14 protein-coding genes are annotated in these 16,269 nt (G+C 40.6%); 10 read left to right on the forward strand and 4 right to left on the reverse strand.

Going from position 1 to position 16,269, the window contains the following annotated elements; translation table 11 throughout:
* Positions 1-47 precede the first annotated feature (47 nt).
* The 7 genes from HMPREF2086_RS00300 to HMPREF2086_RS00330 are packed head-to-tail and all read left to right on the forward strand — an operon-like array spanning position 48 to position 5,765.
* Positions 48-902, forward strand: coding sequence for a glycosyltransferase family 2 protein (locus HMPREF2086_RS00300; protein ID WP_023926729.1), 855 nt, complete (start codon positions 48-50; stop codon positions 900-902).
* 11 nt (positions 903-913) lie between these two features.
* Positions 914-1,810, forward strand: a complete 897-nt coding sequence (gene rfbA / locus HMPREF2086_RS00305) for a glucose-1-phosphate thymidylyltransferase RfbA (protein ID WP_023926730.1) — start codon at positions 914-916, stop codon at positions 1,808-1,810.
* Positions 1,811-1,822: 12 nt separating this feature from the next.
* A complete protein-coding gene (gene rfbC / locus HMPREF2086_RS00310) occupies positions 1,823-2,380 on the forward strand; it encodes a dTDP-4-dehydrorhamnose 3,5-epimerase (RefSeq protein WP_023926731.1) in 558 nt (185 codons plus the stop codon).
* 29 nt (positions 2,381-2,409) lie between these two features.
* Positions 2,410-3,303, forward strand: a complete 894-nt coding sequence (rfbD, locus tag HMPREF2086_RS00315; RefSeq protein WP_023926732.1) for a dTDP-4-dehydrorhamnose reductase — start codon at positions 2,410-2,412, stop codon at positions 3,301-3,303.
* A gap of 29 nt (positions 3,304-3,332) precedes the next feature.
* Positions 3,333-4,439 (forward strand): dTDP-glucose 4,6-dehydratase, encoded by a 1,107-nt coding sequence (locus HMPREF2086_RS00320; protein WP_023926733.1) that lies wholly within the window; start codon positions 3,333-3,335, stop codon positions 4,437-4,439.
* An 11-nt stretch (positions 4,440-4,450) separates the two neighbouring features.
* A complete protein-coding gene (locus HMPREF2086_RS00325) occupies positions 4,451-4,702 on the forward strand; it encodes a hypothetical protein (RefSeq protein WP_023926734.1) in 252 nt (83 codons plus the stop codon).
* Positions 4,677-5,765 (forward strand): glycosyltransferase WbsX family protein, encoded by a 1,089-nt coding sequence (locus tag HMPREF2086_RS00330; protein WP_023926735.1) that lies wholly within the window; start codon positions 4,677-4,679, stop codon positions 5,763-5,765. Before HMPREF2086_RS00325 ends, HMPREF2086_RS00330 begins: the two co-directional genes overlap by 26 nt.
* A gap of 364 nt (positions 5,766-6,129) precedes the next feature.
* On the opposite strand, the gene HMPREF2086_RS00335 is transcribed toward HMPREF2086_RS00330, so the two are convergent.
* From HMPREF2086_RS00335 to HMPREF2086_RS00350, 4 genes are all read right to left on the reverse strand, one after another.
* Entirely contained in the window at positions 6,130-6,477 is a 348-nt protein-coding gene (locus HMPREF2086_RS00335; RefSeq protein ID WP_023926736.1) for a hypothetical protein, read from the reverse strand.
* Between the two features lie 326 nt (positions 6,478-6,803).
* Positions 6,804-7,865, reverse strand: a complete 1,062-nt coding sequence (locus tag HMPREF2086_RS00340; RefSeq protein WP_023926737.1) for a DUF1561 family protein — start codon at positions 7,863-7,865, stop codon at positions 6,804-6,806.
* Positions 7,866-7,971: 106 nt separating this feature from the next.
* Complete coding sequence (locus tag HMPREF2086_RS00345) at positions 7,972-9,120, reverse strand: tRNA1(Val) (adenine(37)-N6)-methyltransferase (RefSeq protein ID WP_023926738.1); 1,149 nt, start codon at positions 9,118-9,120, stop codon at positions 7,972-7,974.
* A gap of 29 nt (positions 9,121-9,149) precedes the next feature.
* Entirely contained in the window at positions 9,150-10,802 is a 1,653-nt protein-coding gene (locus HMPREF2086_RS00350; RefSeq protein WP_023926739.1) for a dihydrofolate reductase family protein, read from the reverse strand.
* 235 nt (positions 10,803-11,037) lie between these two features.
* Here HMPREF2086_RS00350 and HMPREF2086_RS00355 point away from each other — a divergent pair, with 235 nt between their 5' ends.
* The 3 genes from HMPREF2086_RS00355 (at position 11,038) to HMPREF2086_RS00365 (ending at position 16,244) form a co-directional block, all read left to right on the forward strand.
* Positions 11,038-11,697: a 3-methyladenine DNA glycosylase gene (locus tag HMPREF2086_RS00355; RefSeq protein WP_023926740.1), complete on the forward strand. Its 660-nt coding sequence runs from the start codon at positions 11,038-11,040 to the stop codon at positions 11,695-11,697.
* Between the two features lie 100 nt (positions 11,698-11,797).
* Entirely contained in the window at positions 11,798-13,729 is a 1,932-nt protein-coding gene (locus HMPREF2086_RS10475) for a zinc-binding metallopeptidase family protein (protein ID WP_023926741.1), read from the forward strand.
* Between the two features lie 424 nt (positions 13,730-14,153).
* Positions 14,154-16,244: an RNA degradosome polyphosphate kinase gene (locus HMPREF2086_RS00365; RefSeq protein WP_023926742.1), complete on the forward strand. Its 2,091-nt coding sequence runs from the start codon at positions 14,154-14,156 to the stop codon at positions 16,242-16,244.
* The last annotated feature ends 25 nt before the right edge of the window (positions 16,245-16,269 follow it).

The following is a 16,269-nucleotide window of genomic DNA, read 5'->3' on the forward strand; positions in this document are numbered from 1 at the left end:
AAATATTTTTTGGTTACAATACAAGAATTTTATTTAAGGTTGCCAAAATGCCAAAAGTTTCAGCACTAATGCCCGTGTATAACACAAATTTAGCTTATCTTAAAGAGACGATAGAAAGCGTTTTAAACCAAACTTTCGCAGATTTTGAATTTTTAATTCTTAATGATTCGCCACAAAATTTAGAACTTGAAAATTTTATTTTAGAGTGTGCTAAGCAAGATAAGCGCATAAAGTATTTTAAAAATCCACGAAATTTAGGCATTAGCCCATCTCGCAATAAACTCATTGACTTGGCACAAGGCGAGTTTTTAGCCGTCATCGACCACGATGATATAAGCGTGAAAGAACGATTTGAAAAAGAAGTAGCGTTTTTAGAGGCAAATGAGGAGGTGGGCGTTGTGAGTGGCAATGCCTATAAACTCAAAAATTCTAAAGAGTGGTCTCCATTTAGGACAAGATTAGACATTAAAATCTGTTTAATGGTGCAAATGTGCTTGATTCACCCTGCATCTATGATTCGCAAAAGTGTTTTGGGCAATATTCGTTATAATGCACTTTATAGTCCGTGTGAGGACTATAAGCTATGGTGCGATTTGATTGACAAAACTGAATTTGCTAATTTAGATGAAGTGATGATTCAATATAGGGACTATGAAAATACAAGTGCGCAAAATTCAATTCTAATGGATAGAATATCTGGCATTATAGTTAGTGAAAATCAAAAAAGCCACCCTGAACTTTTTAATATAGCCTCGCATTTATCTAGCGAAATCACACGCATTCGTTTTTTGGGAGTGCCATTTTTAAAAATTGTAAAAACTTATAATGAAAAACAATATTTTCTTTTTCATAAAATTTCTATATTAAAAATAAGAACGCAGACTTATTTTAAGCGATTTTAAAAAGGACACAAATGAAAGGCATAATCTTGGCAGGTGGCTCTGGGACAAGGCTTTACCCCATCACAAAGGGTATCAGCAAGCAGCTTTTGCCCCTTTATGACAAGCCGATGATTTACTATCCGCTTTCCGTGCTTATGCTGGCAGGTATCCGTGAGATTCTCATCATCACTACGCCACAAGATAGTGCGAATTTTAAGGCACTTTTGGGGAGTGGGGCAGATTTTGGCGTGGAGTTTAGCTATGTTACGCAGCCAAGCCCTGATGGACTAGCACAGGCTTTTATTTTGGGCGAGGAGTTTTTGGGTGATTCGCCATCTTGCCTCGTGCTGGGGGATAATATCTTTTATGGTAGTGGGCTTACACCGCTACTTGAAAATGGCGTGAAAAGCGCGGAGCAAGGCTTTGCTACGATTTTTGGCTACAAGGTGCGCGACCCACAGAGGTATGGCATAGCCGAGTTTAACGATAAATGCGAAGTCATCGGCTTGGAGGAAAAGCCAAGCGTGCCAAAGAGTGATTATGCGGTTACGGGGCTTTATTTTTATCCAAGCGGTGTGAGTGCCCTAGCTAAGCAAATCCGCCCAAGTGCGCGTGGCGAGCTAGAAATCACCACGCTTAATCAAATGTATTTGGAGCAAAAAAAGCTCAAATGCGAGCTTATGGGGCGGGGATTTGCGTGGCTTGACACAGGCACGCACGATTCGCTACTTGAGGCAAGTAGCTTTATCCAAACACTGCAAAAAAGGCAAAATCTCAAAATCGCGTGTTTGGAGGAAATTGCCTTTTTACACGGGTGGATAGATGAAAAGAAACTGCGAGAGTTAGGCGAAAAAATGAATAAAAATGACTATGGAAAATACTTGTTGAATTTGGCTACAAATGAAGCAAATTCAAATTTGACAAGATAAAAGGATTGAATCGTGAAATTTATAAAGACAGAATTAGAGGGTGTTATCATCTGCGAACCACAAATTTTCGCCGATGAGCGCGGGTATTTTTGCGAAACTTTTCGGCTTGATTTGTTGGAGGATTTTTGTCGGCAAAAGTTTGATTTCGTGCAAGATAATGAGAGCCTCTCAAATGCTGGGGTTTTGCGAGGGCTACACTTTCAGCTACCGCCTCACGCGCAAACAAAGCTCGTGCGCGTGGTGCGTGGACGTGTGCTTGATGTGGCGGTAGATATTCGCAAAAATTCAGCGACTTTTGGGAAATTTGTAGCAGTAGAACTAAGCGGGGAAAACAAACGCCAAATGCTTTTACCTAAGGGATTTGCGCACGGTTTTTTGGTGCTTGAAAATGACACCATTTTTAGCTATAAAGTCGATAGCTATTACAATAAAGAATGCGATAGAGGGATTTTGTGGAATGACGCGCAAATTGGCATAAATTGGGGTGATTTTTATGATTTAGATAAACTCATTTTGAGCCAAAAAGATTTGATTGCGCCAAAATTAAGCGAAATAAAAGAGCTATTTTAGGTTTTGCGAACAATTAAAAAGAGGTAAAATTGAAAGTTTTAGTAACAGGTGCGGGTGGGCAGTTAGGTAGTGAGATTCGCTTTATTAGTGGCGAATTTAAGGATTTAGAGTTTAGCTTTGTGGATAAAAATGCGGTGGATATTTGTGATTTTGAGGCGGTGCAAAAAGCGTTGCAAGGCTATGACGCACTTATAAATTGCGCTGCTTATACGGCTGTGGATAAGGCGCAAAGCGAGGAGGACAAAGCCTTTGAGATAAATGAAAAAGGTGCGCTCAACCTTGCCAAAGCTTGTGAAAAATTTGGCGTAAAGCTAGTGCATATCTCTACGGATTATGTTTTTGATGGCAGGGCATATCAGCCTATGCTAGAAAATACGCCCACTGCGCCACTTGGCGTGTATGGGCAAAGCAAACTCGCGGGTGAGAAGGCGATTTTAAGCCAAAATTTGGCACATTCTTGCATTATCCGCACGAGTTGGCTTTGGAGTGAATTTGGCGCGAATTTCGTCAAAACCATAGCGCGTTTGACAAAAGAGCGCAACGAAATTTCTGTGGTGAGCGACCAAATCGGCTCACCCACAAACGCAAGGGATTTGGCGCGGACGATTTGCACGATTTTGTCAAAACTTAGCGATATAAAAGGAGTGGAAATTTTTCACTATGCCAATGTGGGTGTGGCGAGTTGGTATGACTTTGCTTATGAAATCGTGCGACTTTTGGAGCACACTTATCCCACTATCTCTTGCAAAGTCCGCGCGATAAAAAGTAGCGAATATAAAACCGCTGCTATGCGCCCATTTTACTCCGTGCTTGATACAGATAAAATCAAAGCGTATTTTGGCATAGAAATTCCGCATTGGAGGGACAGCCTAGCAAAGGCGAATCTAAAAAATTTAATAGATTTTGATAAAATAAACGCATAAAAATTTTGGCATAAAAGGAGCGCGTAAAAATGAAAAAAAGCATTCTCATTACGGGTGGAGCGGGATTTATTGGTAGCAATTTTGTAGAGCATTTTTTAGGGCAAAATGAGGATTGTTTTGTCGTGAATCTAGACTTGCTGACTTATGCGGGGAATTTGGCGAATCTAAAAGGCATAGAAAAGTATAAAAACTATCATTTTATACAAGGCGATATTTGCGACTCTGCGCTGGTGGCTGAGATTTTTGCAAAGTATAATATTGATTGTGTCATTCACTTTGCCGCCGAATCGCATGTGGATAACTCCATATCTAGCCCCGAAATCTTTATCAAAACCAATGTCTATGGCACTTGGAATCTACTAAATTGTGCGTATAAACATTGGCTAGATTCGCCATTTTGCTACAAAAAAGGCTTTGAGGGCGCACTTTTTCATCATATATCCACAGATGAAGTCTATGGCACTTTGGGTGCGGTAGGCAAATTTAGCGAATCCACGCCTTATGCGCCAAACTCGCCCTACTCTGCTTCAAAGGCGTCTAGCGATATGATTGTGCGAAGCTACGCGCATACTTATGGGCTACACGCGGTTATCACAAACTGCTCAAATAACTATGGTCCCAACCAGCACGATGAGAAGCTAATCCCCACTATTATCCGCAATGCTTTGGCTGGGAAGGAAATAGGAATCTATGGCGATGGCAAAAATGTGCGTGATTGGCTCTTTGTAAAAGACCATTGCGATGCGATTTGCGCGGTGTTTGAGTATGCGAGAGGCAAGATTGCAAGTGGCGATTCGATAGGGGGGGGGGAATTTCTAAATGAAGATGCGCACCCGCAAAATCCGCAAGTTTTCAATGAAAACAAAGTCTTTTTTGAGTGCTTTAATATCGGTGGTAACGAGGAAAAAGAAAATATTGATATTGCAAAGAAAATCTGCGCCTACTTAGATGAGCGAATGCCCAAAGAAAAATCTTACGCAGAGCAGATTCGCTTCATCAAAGATAGGGCGGGACACGATAGGCGATATGCCATAGATTCAAGCAAACTTCAAAGCACACTAGGCTGGAAGCCAAAGCATAGCTTTGAGAGCGGCATAGAGAAGACGATTGAGTGGTATTTGGGGAAATATCAGTAGGAGATGGATAAATGAAAAATAACAAGCAAAGGCAGATGATGAAAAACATAGCAAAGTGGATTTTTTCCATAGGCAATGACAATAGGAACTTCCAAAAAAATAAATTTATCATAATTTTTGGATTTAAAATTTATCTCACACTTCGGGTGGTGCAATCAAAACTATTTAGAAAACACTATTTAAACTACCTTGAAAATCATATCAATCAAGATAAGAGTGGCTTTGTAGATTTTGTTAATGGGGGGGGGGGGGAATCAAGATAGCGATATAAAGATTATCGCCTTTTATCTCCCACAATTTCACGCCATAGAGCTAAATGACAAAAATTTCGGCAAAGGCTTTACAGAATGGAGCAATGTAGCCAAAGCTATGCCACTTTTTAGCGGACACTATCAGCCACATTTGCCTTACGACATAGGATTTTATGATTTGAGTAGTGATAGCGTGATGTATAGGCAAGTAGAACTTGCTAAGGCATATAAAATCTATGGATTTTGCTTTCACTATTATTGGTTTTCGGGCAAAAGATTGCTAGAAAAGCCTATTTTCAACTACCTCAACAATAAAGATTTGGATTTGCCGTTTTGTTTATGCTGGGCAAATGAAAATTGGTCTAGGCTATGGGACGGAGGCGACAAAGAAGTCATAGTCGAGCAAAAATTGCAAGAAAATGATGATGAAAAATTTTTCTATGATATTTTGCCATTTTTTAAAGATGAGCGATACATAAAGGTGGATAATAAGCCTATTTTGCTGATATATAATATGAAATTATTTGAAAAAGAAAGGATTTTGCGCTTTATAAAGATGCTAAAAAATTTAGCGAAAAAAGAGGGCTTAGCTGGGGTGTTTATACTTGGGGTGAAGTCATTTGACTTTGAGGAGCAATTAGAATTTGGTGCAGATGCAAAGGTAGAATTCCCACCGCTTAATATGTCAAATAAATTTGATTTTAGAATCTATCCAAAATATGCAAATCAAAATGCTAATGGGCGCGTATTTGACATAAATGAGTATGTGAAAAAGGGTGAGTATGTCAAAGATAGCGATTCAAGCGTATTTAAAGGCGCGTTTCCTAGCTGGGATAATACCGCTAGAAAGGCAAAATCTGGCGCGGATATTTATCTATGCTCTCCTAGCTCGTATAAAGCGTGGCTAAAAAATCTCATCACTTGGACAAGGGCAAATCATAAGCAAGATAGGCGGTTTATCTTTATCAATGCGTGGAATGAATGGGGCGAGGGAGCGCACTTAGAGCCTGATACGCGCTATGGCTATGCGTATTTGCAAGCGACAAGGGAAGCGTTAGGTGAAGCGAGGGAATAAAATCTTTTTGTAATTTTTAAGCGAATCTTAAGCGCGTTGCCATTTTGTTTCGCTATTGATTGCACCTGCTGCTGGTGCAGGTGCTAGCTATCATTTTTCGCGAACGGAATTTGCGCGAAATCTCTTGCGCCTAAGTGCGAAAGTGCGTTTTATACGGCGTGCTTATCTCAAACCATTTTAAAAATGGACTTAACCATTTTTTGCGCTAAAGTGCATAGAGTGGCTTACAAAAACACGAGACGCAGGCTTGCTCACCTCGCTTGTTTTTGTAGTAGCACGCTAGCGCACGCTTAGGGCTTATAAAAAAGAAAATGAATAAGTGAGTGAAAAAGCAGGAAAAAAAGAAAAGCTAACCTTTAAAAATCTAATGAAGTTTATTTTGTTCTTTATATTTTTTAATTTCTTTTTCAAGTTTTTCAGCCACCCTCGGATCTTCACCGCTTTCTTTAAAACGTTTTAAAAGCGCCTCCGCCCAACGAATGTCACGCCACACAAGCTCCTCTATTGTAAAACTATCTTTACGCTCAATACCTACTAAATCTTGTATTTGTCTTATACTTCCCCATAAATATTCAGTTTCTCTTTCTAAATCTTCCCTTAGCCATTCAATATCTTTCCTTAAATCTTCAATATCTTTCCTTAGATACTTAACTTCAAAGTCTAAATCTTCCCTTAGATACTTAACTTCAAGGTCTAAGTATTTACCAGCCATATTTAATCCTTTAATAAAACGAGTAAGTTGTAATTCTACCCCCCCCCCTTATTAAAAAATGCTTAAATCCATAAATATTTTAAAAAAAAACACAAAAATTTTAAAAACCGTGTTTTAAAAATGATTTTTGGGGTGATTGAGGTGGAGATAAATTTAGCTGATTTTATGTGGATTTATTCCAAGCAAATCGCTATCTCAAAAATTTTTACGCGAAAATTTACAAAGATTTTTGTTTGTGAATTTTGCTGGGAGTGATTTTAGAGTGATTTTTAGCAAGATTTGCCTATGATTTGCTAGGCTACTTAGATGACTCTAGATTTTATAATTTATTGATTGCACCTACCACTAGCGCATTGATTTAGTGTGCTTGCACTTGGGATTCTAGCATTGCCGCGTCTGCTATCGCCCTCACCCGTGCAATCGCTAAAAGATAGCGCACTTGCAAAAGGTATCGTATAGCTTCCATTTACTTGCGAAACGCCCACCATTATTAGCTGTGAGTTTGGCACGCCTACTTGGGTAAGCGATTCTTGCAAACTTTGTATAGTTGCATTTTCTCTAGCGATATGTCGCAGGTAATAATCTGGCGCACCTGTAACATTTGTTTGTATCACGCGCACACCACCACTTGTGCGCACAAGCAAGACGCTATGATGAGTATTTACCCCCGCACTGCTACGATGAGTCATTGAGGTAATATACAAGCTCCCCACATTTCCTTGCATTATTTGTCCCAAAATCTGCCTTATTTCACCTTGCGTTGTCCCATAGCCCAAAAATCGCCAATTATACTGCGGAAGTAGAGAGATGGCACTTGCATAAGCTACTCTTGCGGAGTTTGCAAACCGCTCTTGTGGATTGCTAGCAGGGATAACATAATATTCCACAATATCAACTAGCGTGGCGTATAAAATCGAATGTCTTTGGCGAAAATCTGTAAATGGATTTGTGCGTGGTGCGGGATTAAAAAAATAGCCATCTTGCGTGGGCGGAGTATTGCCGTAATGCAGGATTTCCGCAGCCATTTCATAAGCCTGTAAAAGACAAGTCCCACACACTCCTACTGAAAAAAATGAACCATCTGTGCTATTTACAATCTGCACCAATCTAGGCAACCACGCCTCTAAGTCAAAGTTAAAATTATTCATCGTTAAAAGTGGGGTTTGTGGTGTTTTTGATTTGTTTTGTTTGTTGGTGGTAGTATCGTTTTTGCGCTCCATATTTCCCAAACTAGCAGAATCCAAAGCATTAAAATCAACAAAGCGCATAGAGGTATTTCGGCTATTATCTTGGCTTTTTGCTGCGATGTTTTGGCACATAGGGATTGCTACGATGCTAATGACTAGCAGGATTTTAGTTATTGCAATTTTCTTAGTTGTGTTTCTCATAAAAGTCCATATATTTTGGTTTTGCCACATTTTTGCCTTATTATGATATTTGCCATATTTTGCAAATTTCATCATTGTGGTTTGTGTGATTTTATCATACAAAATCTTATTCTAATGAAATTTGATGAAAATTGTAGCAGTCTATGTCTTCTAGCGCGACTTTTATGCTGTGTGTGCGGTAGGTGGCGTAGATATTAGCGACTTCAGGGGTGAAGTCATCTTGGATTGCGCTAGGTTTGCACTTCTTTTTGTTGTGTTTTTTATTGCACTTTGTGGTGGGGCTTTGCAGGCAAGGGCTTTGTGTGTTGGTTTTGTGTGTGAATAGTGGTGGAGCGATTTTTAGCGTGGAGCGAGAGTTTAGGCGAGCATAGATAAGTGCTAGGCTAGCTTCTCTCTCACGCAGTGGATAGACAAGTCGCAAAACTTCTGGGGTAAAGCCACTTTGCTTTAGCGTGGTAAATACCCGTGCTAGCTCGCTAGGGTGGTAGCAAAAGATAAGCCCGCCGCGTGGGGCTAGCACTCGCTTTGCTTGTGGTATCCAAAGCTCTAGTGGCATAGAGGTGGCGTAGCGGGCTTGGAGTAGGGCTGGGTTGCTTGAGCGCAGTGCGCCATCTGGGTAAAAAGGGGGATTGCTTATGCAGAAGTCGGCTTTGGGGTTGCTTGTATTTTGTGGCTTTGTGGATTGCGCTATTTTGGTTTTTGTAGTTTGGGTTTTTGTGTGGTGGGTTTGTTGGTGCTGGGAAAGCATTTGTGGCAGTATCTTTGGTAAGACAGAATCTAAAAAATCAATATTATACACTCGAGCTAATGGGACATTATTAGCATTTTTTGACAAAAAAGTTTGATTTTGTAAATCAGGGTGGATATGGGGGGTTGCAGTGATTTTGGCACTTTGTTGGATTTTGGCTGGCTTTGTTTGGGTGGGTTTGGTTTGTGGAGGCTTGGATTTAGTGTTGAGGAGGCATTCGCCATTTGTCGTGGCATTTATGTAGGCAAGGGTAGCCATAGATTTGTCTATCTCCATAAGATAGGAGTGCACGCCAAAGTGCTTGGCACACAGTAGCCCCACAATCCCACAGCCCGCACCGATGTCGATGATATTTAGTGGTTTTGATTTGTGTGGTTTGTAGTGGGGGTGTGAGGTGGGCAGCGTGTGAGGTGCTAGAAATGCTCTAGCAAAATCCACAAGCAGCAGACTATCGCTATTATATAGGTATCCATTGCGTGGCTGATATAGTCTTAGGAAATTTTTCATCTACCGCCTTAGTTTGCTCTGATATGTGCTTAGCTAGGACTTATTGGCTTTAGCCATACTAGCAAATCTTGGGATTTTGCTTGGCTTTTTTGCGTTTCTTGTGTTTCTTGTGTGGATTTTTGCTGAAAATTCTGTGTGCAAGGTTTGGAATCTATTTTTGAAGTTTTTTTATTTTGTGTATTGTATTTTTGGGAATCTAAGGCAAAATCTTGCACAAAAAGTTCATTATTTGAATCATTTTGTGCTGTGTTTTTTGCGTCCCCTAACTCATCATCTAAAATCGTGGTGTGCAAAATCCTAAAATGTCGTAAAATCTGCTCTAACCTATTTTGCTCATTTGCTTTTTTATCTCCATATTTACTACCTTTCCACTTTGATATTTGCCCTTTTTTCTCCAAAGTGGCGGATAAAAGGCTAGGCGATATGTGCAAAAGCAGCATATCGACTTTGTCTATCAATACTTCCAAAAGAGGGAATCCACCCTCGATGATAGTAAAGCCACTATTCAAACTTAGCGTGTCTATCGAGGTTTTTATGGATACTCGCTTTTGGGATAGGAGATTTGCTAGTTTAGAATCCTGCTTGGCTTTTGTGATTAAAGCCTCTTTATCACGCGTAAAAATCTCTATATTTGGTAGATTTTGCGCTAGGTTTTGTTGCTTTTGTGAGGGGCTTTGTGTGAGATTTCGCGTGAGGTTTTGGGCTAGACTTGCTAGAGGATTTTGCTGCGCAGCATTTGTGTCATCAAAATCTAAACCAAAATCATCTAAGCTAGATTGGCTTAAACTTTTTGGGCTAGATTTTTGCGCGTAGAGGTTATCAGCATAGCGCGTGTCAAGTCGTGGGGTATCATTTATTGCGGTGTTTCCAGAGATGATTATGGTTTGGGCGATACATCGTTGATTGTGTGTGAATGTGCGCGAGGCTACGCCTGATATGCTCCCGCTTTTGTAGTCGCCATTTGCCCTCATCGCTAGTTTAAATAGATTGAATCGTCCGTTTTCTTTTAAGCACAAAAACGGATAAAGTAAGTCTAGGATTTTTTCGTTGGTGGATTTTGGTAGCAAATTGTAAGTGTTTTTGGACGGATTTTGTGCTAGGTTTTGCTGCTTTTGAGTATCGGGGTTTTGATTTTTGCGTGAGTTTTGCAAATCTCTGCTTTGAAAATCGCTATCTTTTGAGTAATTTTGCAAATAAGCACTTTGAAAATCTTGCAAAAATTCCACTTTCACACCCGCGCTTTGAAGCCTTTGTGCGCCATTGCTAGATTCTCCCCATTTGTCTTTGAAAGCGATGATGACTTTGGTAGGTTTTAGCTCGCACAAAAGTTTGGCACAAGGTGGGGTTTTTCCATAGTGGTTGCAAGGCTCAAGGGTGATTAGCAGGATTTTATCCCTAAAAAGTCCTTTATGATTCTTGCACAAAAACTCGTGGATTTTGCTAGGCTCGCTATTTTTGTCTAGAGCGCTTTTTTCCCCACTCATCGCCTCATATCCGCTAAGTAGTGCTAGCACTTCAGCGTGTGCTGTGCCTGCTTTTAGGTGGATTGCACTTGATATGATTTCGTAGTCTTTGTCTAGCAGTAGTGCGCCCACAGGTGGGTTTGGCAAGGTAAGCGTTTGGGCAAGCCACGCCAAGTCTATGCAGTGATTCATAAAGAGTGTATCTCTAGTGAGAAACATATTTTGCCTTTGCTTGTGAAAATTTATGATAATTGTAAAAACTAAAAAATTATCTTACTATAAGTTTTTGCTATAAGTCCTTGTTGCAATCTTTGCTACAAAAACGATAAAAGCCACACAAAAAAAGCCTAGAAAATTTTGGTATAAATCCCGCATTATAGCGCATTTGAAGTTTGGGGTTTGACAAATATGCTATAATCGCGCTTAAAATTTGACAAAAGCACTAGGGGAAGCGATGAATAGCATAGGTGATATAGATAGTATGTGGCTTTTGGAGCGACTAAAGAGGCTAGATTTACTGCGTGGTTTTGGAGAATGGTGGTGGGAGGGTGCGCCTAGTTTTTTGGTGGTTTGTGGGGCAGTGCTAGTGCAAAATAGCAGGTGGGAAGCCGTGCAAGCCTCTCTAAGCAATCTAAAAACCGCACGCATACTAAGCGATGATGATGAGGAAAGCCTAGATAATCTCTCAAAATGCGCTAGCATAGAATCTTTTATCACTCCAAGCGGGCTTTATCGGCAAAAATCTGCTAGGCTTATCGCCATAGCACGAGCGATAGTGGCGGATTTTGGTAGTTTTGCTGCATTTAGGAGTGAAGTAAGTCGTGAGTGGCTACTAGCTCAAAAGGGCATAGGCAAAGAGAGTGCTGATAGTATCCTAAACTACGCGTGTGAGAGGGAAATAATGGTGGTGGATAGATATAGCTACAAGCTACTATGCGGGCTTGGCATAGAGATAGAGGAGTATGAGGAGCTACAAGCGTGGTTTATGGATTTGGGCAATACACAAAGACTATATGGAGAAATCAAGCTAGCAAAAATCTATGCTCGCTATCACGGCAAAATCGTAGAGTTTTCTAAAAGAAAAATGGGCTTAGATACGCTAATTGCGCACTAGATTTTACAAAAAGTGTTGCATAAAGAGTATTATAAAAAGTGCCGCGTAAAAAGTATTAAAAAGGCGAGCAAATCTAGCAAATCATCATAAAAGAAGCAAAATGACAAATAAAACAGCGCATACTTCACAAAAATCCCCCACACTTCCCAAAGCATTGCTAGCTAAGAGGGCAAAATCAGCTACTTTGACTACATCGCTTACGCCATTGCAGATTTTTGAGCGACTTTGTGAGATTCCACATAAATCATATCATACGCAAGAAATGTTTGACTATCTTTGTGGTTTTTGTGAGAGCTTGGGGCTAGAAGTGCGCACAGATAGGGCTAGAAATATTTATATCTGCAAAAAACCTCTAAAATGTGAAGTTTCGCCCAAAATCTGCCTGCAAGCGCACTATGATATGGTGGGTGTGGGTAGGGCACAGCTTGGCGAAGCGATAACGCCTTATGTGGATTCTTGTGGATTTTTGCGTGCTAGGGAATCCTCTCTTGGTGCGGATAATGGCGTGGGTGTGGCAAGTATTTTGTGGCTATTTATGCAGGAGCGATACGCGCCATATATTGAAGCGATTTTGACAAATGATGAGGAGGTGGGATTGTGCGGGGCAAACGAGCTAGAATTGCCGATAAAATCAAACTTTTTACTAAATCTTGATAGTGAATTTTTTGGCGAAATCATTATAGGCTGTGCTGGAGGGTTTGATGTGGAGTTTGATTTTTGTGCGCTAGATTTTGCTTGCGCGGATAGTGGGGTGGGTTTGGCAAAGGAGGATTTGGCGATAAAAAATGCGGTAGAGAAAGAAGCGAAAAAATCTAAAAAACTATATGAAATAAAAGCATTTGGCTTTGAGGGTGGGCATAGTGGTGTGGATATTCATCGAAATATCCGCTCTAGTATCGTGGAGTTTGCGCGTTTGCTAGAAGTGATTTGTGAGTGCTGTGGGGAGGAGCTATGTGAGCTTTATGATTTGCGCTCTGGAGAGAAGCCAAACTCTATCCCTGTGGGACTAGAAGCGATAATGGGATTTTCTCTGCAAGGAGAGGACTTGCAGCGCGAACTACAAAAAGTCGGGCTTTTGGTAGAGTCTGGGCTAGAGAGAGGTAGTATTCATATATATGTGGCTAAAAATTCTAACGACACAAAAAATGAGGAGAAAAATAATGGCATAAAAACGGGGTTTTTGCTAAAGCCTTATAGCAATACAAGGGATTATAAGCAGATTTTAGAGCAAAAACCTTATGATAAAAGACTGCTATCAAAAGTGATTTTGGCACTAAATCACGGGGTGTGGGAGAGGGGAGAGAATGGTGAGGTGCTAAGCTCACTAAACATAGCGATGATAGAGCCCACACAAAAACCACTTCAAGCACAAAAATCAAAAGACAAAAGCAATAGCGACTTGTCCTCAAAAACGCCTTGCTTAAGCAAAGCAGACAAAGCCTGTGATAGTGGCGACAATAGTGCGCTACACTTCATACTAAAAGCTAGGGCAAATACAAATGCTTTGCTAAAATCTACAAAATCTCAAATTGTGCTTGTGCTACAAGGCTTGCTAGAAAACCACACACAAGACTTACACAAAGAATCAAGCAGAAATTTACACGAAGATTTACGCAAGGATTTGCAAACAGCATCAAATAATCTGCGCACCACTGAAACCTTATGCACTTCCAAAGGCTCACATATTTCCAAAAACGATTCTTGCGCAAATATTGCTATTTCTAATGAATATGGCGCGTGGGAAAAGGAGCTAGATACACGCGCGAAATCCCCAATCTTGCAGATGATTATCCAAGCGTATAAATGGCGACATTGTGAGGTGGGGAGTATCCACGCGGGGCTAGAGTGTGGGATTTTGCAAGAGAGGTTTGCCAAAATGGGGCTAGGACAAATCGCTATGGCGTCCATAGGTCCTACGATTTTGTCCCCACACTCTTTGCAAGAAAGGCTTGATTTGGGGAGTTTTGATGAGTTTGTAGCGGTGCTAGTGGATTTGCTTGATAGGATTTGTGCTAGTAAGCTAGAATCCTAGAAAATACTTAAATTTCGCCACAAGAATACATAAAAATACAAGAATCTAAAAAATAATGGCATAGCAAAATCAGCCAAAAATGACAAAACAAGCCAAACTTCATATTTAAAAATACATACTAAGAAAATACACAAAAATCACAAGCGGATTTCACGCAAGTGATATGTGGTGATTTGCAAACAACGATTTGCAAGCTAATTTGACAAAAAGTAATAAAATTGAAAATTTTTGTGCGATTTTGATTTTATTTGGGATTTGCATACATTATCATAGATTTTAGGGTAGAATATACGATTTAGGTTTGGCACAAAATCTCTAAATGATTTTGCTTACTTTTGTGGAAACATTTGGGGATATATCTGTCGGGGAGCATTTGGCGCGATAAATACTAGCAAGCGCAAAATCAAAACATAAGGAGTAGAGAATGGAAATAGTCGATACCAAATACTTCAATAGAGAACTATCTTGGCTACGATTTAACTCACGAGTGCTAAATGAAGCGCGTAGAGAGGGCTTGCCACTGCTTGATAGACTAAAGTTTTTGGCTATTTATGGGACAAATCTTGATGAGTTTTATATGATTCGCGTGGCGGGGCTAAAGAAGCTCTATGCAAGCGGGATAACTAAAATAGGAGCAGATAAGCTAACTGCCGCACAGCAGCTAAAATCCATAAGAGAGTATTTGCACGCAGAGAAAGGCGAAGTGGCAAAACTTTTTAATGAGATTCGCACTTCGCTAGATAAGCAAGGGCTAAAAATCAAAAACTTTGATGAGCTAAACAAAACCCAAAAAATCGCTTTGCACGACTATTTCATACACTATCTTTATCCTGTGATTGTGCCTATCGTGGTGGATGCTACCCACCCATTTCCTCATCTAAACAATCTTAGCTTTGGTATCGTAATCGAGCTAAAAAACAACGAAACAAAAGAAATCAAATACGGAATCATACGCATTCCGCGCGTGCTAAAGCGGTTTGTAGAAATCGATAAAGGCGTGTTTGTCCCTGTGGAAAGCATAGTCGGGGAGTTTGCTTCAGAGCTGTTTTTGGGACATAGCGTGGAGCATTATATTCCTTTCCGCGTTACGCGCAATGCTGACTTTGAGATAGAGGAGGACGAAGCAGATGACTTTATGCAGCTGATGAGTGAGTCATTGCGAGCGCGCAAAAGGGGCGAAATCACAAGGCTTGAAGTGGGAGAGGGCAAAAAAGAGCTAAAAGATTTTGTCCAAAAGCAAGTGGATATTCCCATAGAGGACACTTATGCGTATAATATCTTGCTAAATCTTGGCACACTTTGGGAGCTAGTGGGGGCAAAGGATTTTGCCCATCTTGGTTCTGCGCTATTTGTGCCAAAGTCTTTACCACCTATTGATGCAGAATCCAATATTTTAGACACGATAGAATCTCAAGACATTGTGATGTTTCACCCTTATGAGAGCTTCGACCCTGTGGTGGAGTTTATCAAAACCGCAGCAAAAGACCCAAATGTGTTGTCTATACGAATGACACTCTATCGCGTGGGCAAAAACTCCCCCATAGTAAAAGCACTAATCCAAGCAGCAGAGGATAAGCAAGTAACAGTGCTTGTGGAGCTAAAGGCACGATTTGATGAGGAGAATAACTTGCATTGGGCGCGTGCGCTAGAATCTGCAGGTGCGCATGTCATCTATGGCGTGCCCGGGCTAAAGGTTCACGCCAAAATCGCCCTTGTCATCAAAAAAGTAGGCGATAAGCTAACTGAATATGTGCATCTAAGCACAGGGAATTACAACACCGCTTCGGCAAAAATCTACACAGATATTAGCCTGCTTACTGTGAATAAAGACATTGGTAATGATGCGATTAAGTTTTTCCACTCGCTATCCACAGGTAGCTCGCACAAAAGCAAACTTCAAACGCTATTTACCGCGCCTACACAGATAAAGCCAAAGATTTTGGAGCTTATCAAAGCAGAATCTACATTTGGCAAAGAGGGTAGAATCATACTAAAGGCAAACGCGCTTGTGGATACTGATGTCATAGACGCGCTGTATGCAGCCTCTAAAGCAGGTGTGCAGATTGATTTAATCATTCGCGGGGTGTGCTGTCTGCGTCCAAATGTCAAAGGACTAAGCGATAATATCCGCGTGTTTTCTATCATCGGCAAGTATTTGGAGCACGCTAGAATCTACTATTTTGCCCACTCAAAAGAAAAAGTGTTTTTTGCAAGTGCGGATTTGATGCCGCGCAATCTAGAGCGCAGAGTAGAGCTACTTACTCCTGCGACAAACAAGACAATAGCTGACAAACTCATCGAAATCGTAAATATCCAGCTAAGCGATAATGTCCAAATCCACCAGCTTCAAAGCGATGGCGAGTATAAAAAAATCCCAACGCCAAAAGAGAATCCCATCTCTTCGCAAGTGGTGTATGAGAGGTTTGTAAATGAAGCGAGCAAAAGCGTAAAAAAGGAATCCACTCAAAACACCAAAGCAAAAAAACTATTGCAACGAATGGTGGGAGAATCCTAAAGACAAATTCTGCTAAAGACAAAAA

It is taken from the genome of Helicobacter macacae MIT 99-5501 (assembly GCF_000507845.1).
Classification (GTDB): domain Bacteria; phylum Campylobacterota; class Campylobacteria; order Campylobacterales; family Helicobacteraceae; genus Helicobacter_B; species Helicobacter_B macacae.